This is a genomic window from Corynebacterium sp., from assembly GCF_012838985.1.
Classification (GTDB): domain Bacteria; phylum Actinomycetota; class Actinomycetes; order Mycobacteriales; family Mycobacteriaceae; genus Corynebacterium.
Window position 1 is genome coordinate 1 of record NZ_DUOE01000098.1, and the last position, 5,244, is coordinate 5,244.

Genomic DNA, 5,244 nt, shown 5'->3' on the forward strand with positions numbered 1-5,244 from the left:
GCCCGGCCGTTCCATATTCGGGGAAGCGCTGAATCGTCACCGGGCCGCCCTCCCGCAGGGGAGGACGGCCCGGTGAACTGGTTCTTCAGAAGGCGAAGCTTAGCGGCCCAGACGATCGATGAAGACGAAGGCGGTGGACAGGGCGCCGATGATCGCGGTGAAGACGGCGACCCACTCGCGGATCTCCTTCGGGTTGCTGGAGAGGCTGTCCTCGTCCTGGTCGTTGCTGGAGGAACCGAGGAAGTCAGCGGAGCCCTCCGGAGCGACGGTGACGGTCTCGACCTCCGGGGAGTCCTGCGCGAAAGCCGGTGCGGACAGGCCGGCGGTGGTCAGGGCGACGGTGGTGGCCACGGCGGCGACAGCCTTGCGGGAGAAGAGCTTCATGGGGATACCAGTTCCTTGTACGTACGGAAGAAATGAAATGAACAGGTCCAACCATAACGCTCTGAGTACGCTCATGCAACAGGTTGCCGGACAACGGCAAACCCCTCTTTACCTGCTCATGGACAGGTAAAGAGGGGCGTCGGAAAGCGGTTATCCGAGGGCTGCGGTCTCGATGCGGACCTCCTCGGCCGGTGCGCCGTCGGCGGCACCGCCCTGGACACCGGCCTCGGCGATCTTGTCGAGGGTGGCCAGGCCCTCCTCGGAGATCTGACCGAAGTAGGTGTAGTCGGGGGCCAGGGGGGAATCCTGGTAGTTGAGGAAGAACTGGGAGCCGTTGGTGTCGGCGCCGGCATTGGCCATCGCGATGGAGCCGCGCGGGTAGATCACCGCGGAGGTGGCCGGACCGTCGAGTTCGTCGGTCGGGTACTCGTTGGCGAACTGGAAGCCCGGGCCGCCGGCACCCGTGCCGGACGGGTCACCGCACTGCAGGACGTGGATGCCGGAGGTGGTCAGGCGGTGGCAGACGGTGTCGTCGTAGTAGCCCTCGGCCGCGAAGTGCTCGATGGCGTTGACGGTGCACGGGGCGACGGAGCGGTCGAGCTCCATGCCGATCGGGCCCTGGCCGGTGGTGAGGGTGACGTTGACGGTGCCGGTGGTGGGGATGTTCTCGGTGCCCGGGGCGGAGATCTCGCGGGCGGGCTCGCCGGCCTCGGGGTACTCGCAGGTGACGGTCTCCGGGAGGGCGGTGGCGCGGGTCATGGCCAGCGGCTCCATGGTCGGGGTCTCCGTGGTGGTGGTCTCCTCGGAGGCGGTGACCTCCTCGCCGGTGTCCCGGGTGGCGAGGAACCAGATGCCTCCGACGATCGCGAGGATCACGACGGCGGCGGCCAGACCGATCTTGAGCGGGCGGGACTTCTCGGCGCGGTCGCGGGATTTCAGTTCGCGGTCAAGCTGGGCGAGGGCGTCCTCGCCGCGTTTCCTGTTGTCGGTCACCGGTGACTCTTCCTGACGTTGTCGGACATGTACGGTCAGTCAGTCTAACCGGCGCGGTGTGACCGTGGCACGGTGTGGTGGACATCTCTATTGTGGGGGCATGGCAAACGTAACCTTCAAGAACGAATCCACCACCACCGCAGGCGAGCTGCCGGCCGTCGGCGACCAGCTGCCGGACTTCACCCTCGTCGGCACCGACCTCGGCGAGCTGACCCCGGCGGACTTCTCCGGTAAGCGCGTCGTCCTCAACATCTTCCCGTCCCTGGACACCGGCGTGTGCGCCAAGTCCGTCCGCGAGTTCAACGAGCGTGCGACCTCCCTGGACAACACCGTCGTCCTCGGCGTCTCCCAGGACCTGCCCTTCGCCCACGGCCGTTTCTGCTCCGCCGAGGGCATCGAGAACGTCACCACCGGTTCCGCCTTCCGTTCCTCCTTCGGTGAGGATTACGGCCTGACCCTGCAGGGCTCCCCGCTGCAGGGCCTGCTGGCCCGCGCCGTCATCGTCGCGGACGAGAACGGCAAGGTCGTCTACACCCAGCTCGTCGACGAGATCACCGACGAGCCGGACTACGACGCCGCGGTCAACGCCCTCTCCTAGACCCCCGTCCGAGCCCCGGTCACCCGTAGCGGTTGGCCGGGGCTTCCTGCTGTCTGTCATGATGATCTGCATGACCCGTTCGGAGAGAAACAGTCTCGTTGCGATCCTCACCGCGATCGTCCTCATCATCGGCGGTATCGTCGCCGCCGTGGTGCTGGGGGTGCGTGGTCCGGACGACGGGCAGGACCTCGTGGCCCGGGCCGCCGAGACTCCGACGGCCACCGCCGAGGCGGCTGGGACGGCGGACACGACGGTCGAGGAGACCCCGGATCCGCTGGCCGACGCACGGCTCAACCGCGTCACCGCCGGCCCGGCACCGGCGGCCACGGACTCCTGGGGTGGGGTCGAGCATGTCCGCAGCTGGGAGGGGGAGTTCACCGTGTGGCGCGGGGGACTGCCGCAGATCATCCTCGGCCCCGCCGGCAACTGGTTCCCGGCCGGGCAGCCGGGCTGCGGTGACGGGGTGTACCTGGTGGAGTTCGCGGGCGTCGACAAGCAGTCGCCCCTGCAGGCCTCCCTCGTGGACGCCACCGGGGTGACCACCCATGAGGCGGAGGCCGCCGCCGGGTGGATGCTTCTCGACGACTGCCACCTGCCCTACCTCACCCTCGAGGCGGGTGGGGAGGTTCCGCAGGTCGAGGTGACCTACGAGGTTCACGAGTACCAGCCCGCGGGCTAGACTGCCTGGCATGCAGCTCCACGGATTCGCCGCCGGCCCCTATCAGACCAACACCTTCGTCATCGTCAACGACGGGAAGGCCGGTGTCGTCGACCCCGGCATGCACGCCGCCCGCCAGGTGACCGCCCTGCTCGAGAAGACCGGCGCGGAACTCAGTGAGATCGTGTGCACCCACGGCCACATCGACCACATCCGTGAGGCCGGCGACCTGGCCAGGCGTTACGGCGTGCCGGTCTATCTCCACCCGGCGGACCAGTTCATGCTCCACGAGGAGGGCATCCTGCCGCAGTCGCGGGTGCTCTTCGACGTGAAGAAGATGGTGCCCATCGAGGACCTGCGCGACCTCAACGACGGGGACACCGTCACCCTCGCCGGCGTCGAGCTCCGTGCCGTCCACGCCCCGGGTCATTCCCCGGGCTGCATGCTGCTCGTCCACGAGGACTTCTGCTTCACCGGCGACGTCCTGTTCAAGGGCTCGATCGGGCGCACCGACTTCGACTCCTCCTCCCCGCAGGACATGGACGCCTCTCTCCGGGGGCCGGTGTGGGACCTGCCGGACCACCTCCAGCTGTTCCCCGGCCACGGCGATCCGACCACCATGCGGGCCGAACGGCAGACCAACCCATTCCTGCGCATGCTGGGCCGCTAGGTAAGGTGTGTTGCTGTGACTGAGAAGAAGCAGAAGTTTGCCGCCCTGTCCGCACCCAAGGGTGTCCCGGACTACATCCCGCCGGTCTCCCCGGTGTTCCTCAAGGTGCGTGACACCTTCATCCACCAGGCGCATCTCGCCGGCTTCCAGCACATCGAGCTCCCCGTCTTCGAGGACACCACCCTGTTCGCCCGCGGCGTCGGTGAGTCCACCGACGTGGTGAGCAAGGAGATGTACACCTTCGCCGACCGCGGCGGCCGTTCCGTCACCCTCCGCCCGGAGGGCACCGCCGGTGTCATGCGTGCGGTCATCGAGCACAACCTCGACCGCGGTCAGCTGCCCGTGAAGCTCAACTACGCCGGCCCCTTCTTCCGTTATGAGCGCCCGCAGGCCGGCCGTTACCGCCAGCTGCAGCAGGTGGGCGTGGAGGCCATCGGTGTCGACGACCCGGCGCTCGACGCCGAGATCGTCGCCCTGGCCGACCGTTCCTACCGTTCCCTGGGGCTGAAGGACTTCCGCCTCGAGCTCACCAGCCTCGGCGACAACACCTGCCGCCCGGCCTACCGCGAGAAGCTGCAGCAGTTCCTCTTCGGTCTGCCGCTCGACGAGGAGACCCGCGCCCGCGCGGAGATCAACCCGCTGCGCGTCCTCGACGACAAGCGCCCCGAGGTCCAGGAGATGACCGCCGACGCTCCGCTCATGCTCGACCACCTCTCCTCCGAGGCGCGCGAGCACTTCGAGACCGTCACGGGGCTTCTCGACGACATGTCCGTCCCCTACGTCATCAACCCCCGCATGGTCCGTGGTCTCGACTACTACACCAAGACCTGCTTCGAGTTCGTCCACGACGGTCTCGGCGCCCAGTCGGGCATCGGCGGCGGCGGACGTTACGACGGCCTCATGGCCCAGCTCGGCGGCCAGGACCTCTCCGGCATCGGCTACGGCCTCGGCGTGGACCGCACCGTCCTGGCACTGGAGGCCGAGGGCGTGACCCTCGACGGCGTGGAGCGCCGCGTCGACGTGTACGGCGTCGCCATGGGGGCGGCCGCCAAGAAGGCGATGGCGCTGCTCATCAACGACCTGCGTGCCGCGGGTCTGTCCGCCGACATGGCCTACGGCGACCGCGGACTCAAGGGCGCGATGAAGGGCGCCGACCGCGCCGGCGCGCAGGTGGCGCTGGTCCTCGGCGACCGGGAGCTCGAGCAGGGCACCGTCGCCGTCAAGGACCTGGCCGCCCACACGCAGAACGACGTCGCCCTCGACGCCGTCGTCGGCCAGCTGCGTGCCGCGCTGGCCTGAACCGTCAGTTGAGGGTGCCCGGCAGACCGTCGCGGAGCAGTGACTGCGCGTCGCTCGCCCCGCGCAGGGCGTTGACCACCACCGGCAGCATGTCGGTGTGGATCATCGGCAGGTTGCGCTCGAAGGGCGGCTGCAGGCTGCGGGTCTGCCAGTCGTGGCCGGAGTGGCGGGCGTCGCTCTCCGGGTAGCGGGGGTCGACGAGGAGGAAGCCGCCGGTCTCGGAGATGTCCGGGGCCCACACCGTGGCGATGCCGTGCAGCACCGACTGCCCCGTCTCCGACTCCACCTGCTGGTAGCGCAGCGCCGCGGGGATGCCGGCCGCCCGGTAGAGGGCGGCGAGCAGCGCGGCCTGGGCGTGGCAGACGCCCTCACCGGACTGCAGCGTCTCGGAGGCGCTCACGGCGACGGCGGTGCCGCCGGTGTCCGCCGGGTGGGTGATGCGGTCCCGGACGTACTCGAAGATGGTGCGCACCGTCTCGGGCGGGTAGGTGCCGGTCAGTGCCTGCGCGAGGGCGATGATGTCGGGGTGGTCGGCGTCGATGACGGTGGTGGGGGCGAGGAATTCCGGGTCGAGATGCATGGCCGCATGATATCTGACAGCCGGTGATGAGCATGCCGACGGCGGCCCGCCATCGGACCCAC

The 5,244-nt window shown here is 69.0% G+C and carries 7 protein-coding genes; 4 read left to right on the forward strand and 3 right to left on the reverse strand.

Translation table 11 applies throughout. The annotated features are described in order from the left end of the window. Positions 1 to 99: 99 nt before the first annotated feature. Both GXZ33_RS05695 and GXZ33_RS05700 read right to left on the reverse strand, forming a co-directional pair. The gene (locus tag GXZ33_RS05695) at positions 100 to 384 is read right to left on the reverse strand and encodes a hypothetical protein (RefSeq protein WP_291339900.1); all 285 of its coding nucleotides are present in this window, start codon (positions 382 to 384) and stop codon (positions 100 to 102) included. Between the two features lie 150 nt (positions 385 to 534). Then, positions 535 to 1,377 carry a peptidylprolyl isomerase gene (locus tag GXZ33_RS05700; protein WP_291339901.1) on the reverse strand — a complete coding sequence of 281 codons (843 nt, stop codon included), beginning with the start codon at positions 1,375 to 1,377 and terminating at the stop codon, positions 535 to 537. 100 nt (positions 1,378 to 1,477) lie between these two features. Here GXZ33_RS05700 and tpx point away from each other — a divergent pair, with 100 nt between their 5' ends. From tpx to hisS, 4 genes are all read left to right on the forward strand, one after another. Continuing rightward, positions 1,478 to 1,975 carry a thiol peroxidase gene (gene tpx, locus GXZ33_RS05705; RefSeq protein ID WP_291339902.1) on the forward strand — a complete coding sequence of 166 codons (498 nt, stop codon included), beginning with the start codon at positions 1,478 to 1,480 and terminating at the stop codon, positions 1,973 to 1,975. A 70-nt stretch (positions 1,976 to 2,045) separates the two neighbouring features. Continuing rightward, entirely contained in the window at positions 2,046 to 2,654 is a 609-nt protein-coding gene (locus GXZ33_RS05710; RefSeq protein ID WP_040085959.1) for a hypothetical protein, read from the forward strand. Between the two features lie 10 nt (positions 2,655 to 2,664). Beyond that, entirely contained in the window at positions 2,665 to 3,303 is a 639-nt protein-coding gene (locus tag GXZ33_RS05715; RefSeq protein WP_291339903.1) for an MBL fold metallo-hydrolase, read from the forward strand. Between the two features lie 15 nt (positions 3,304 to 3,318). Further along, complete coding sequence (gene hisS / locus GXZ33_RS05720) at positions 3,319 to 4,602, forward strand: histidine--tRNA ligase (RefSeq protein WP_291339904.1); 1,284 nt, start codon at positions 3,319 to 3,321, stop codon at positions 4,600 to 4,602. Positions 4,603 to 4,606: 4 nt separating this feature from the next. Here hisS and GXZ33_RS05725 read toward each other — a convergent pair whose 3' ends face one another. Further along, entirely contained in the window at positions 4,607 to 5,182 is a 576-nt protein-coding gene (locus tag GXZ33_RS05725; RefSeq protein ID WP_291339905.1) for a transglutaminase domain-containing protein, read from the reverse strand. Between the last annotated feature and the right edge of the window lie 62 nt (positions 5,183 to 5,244).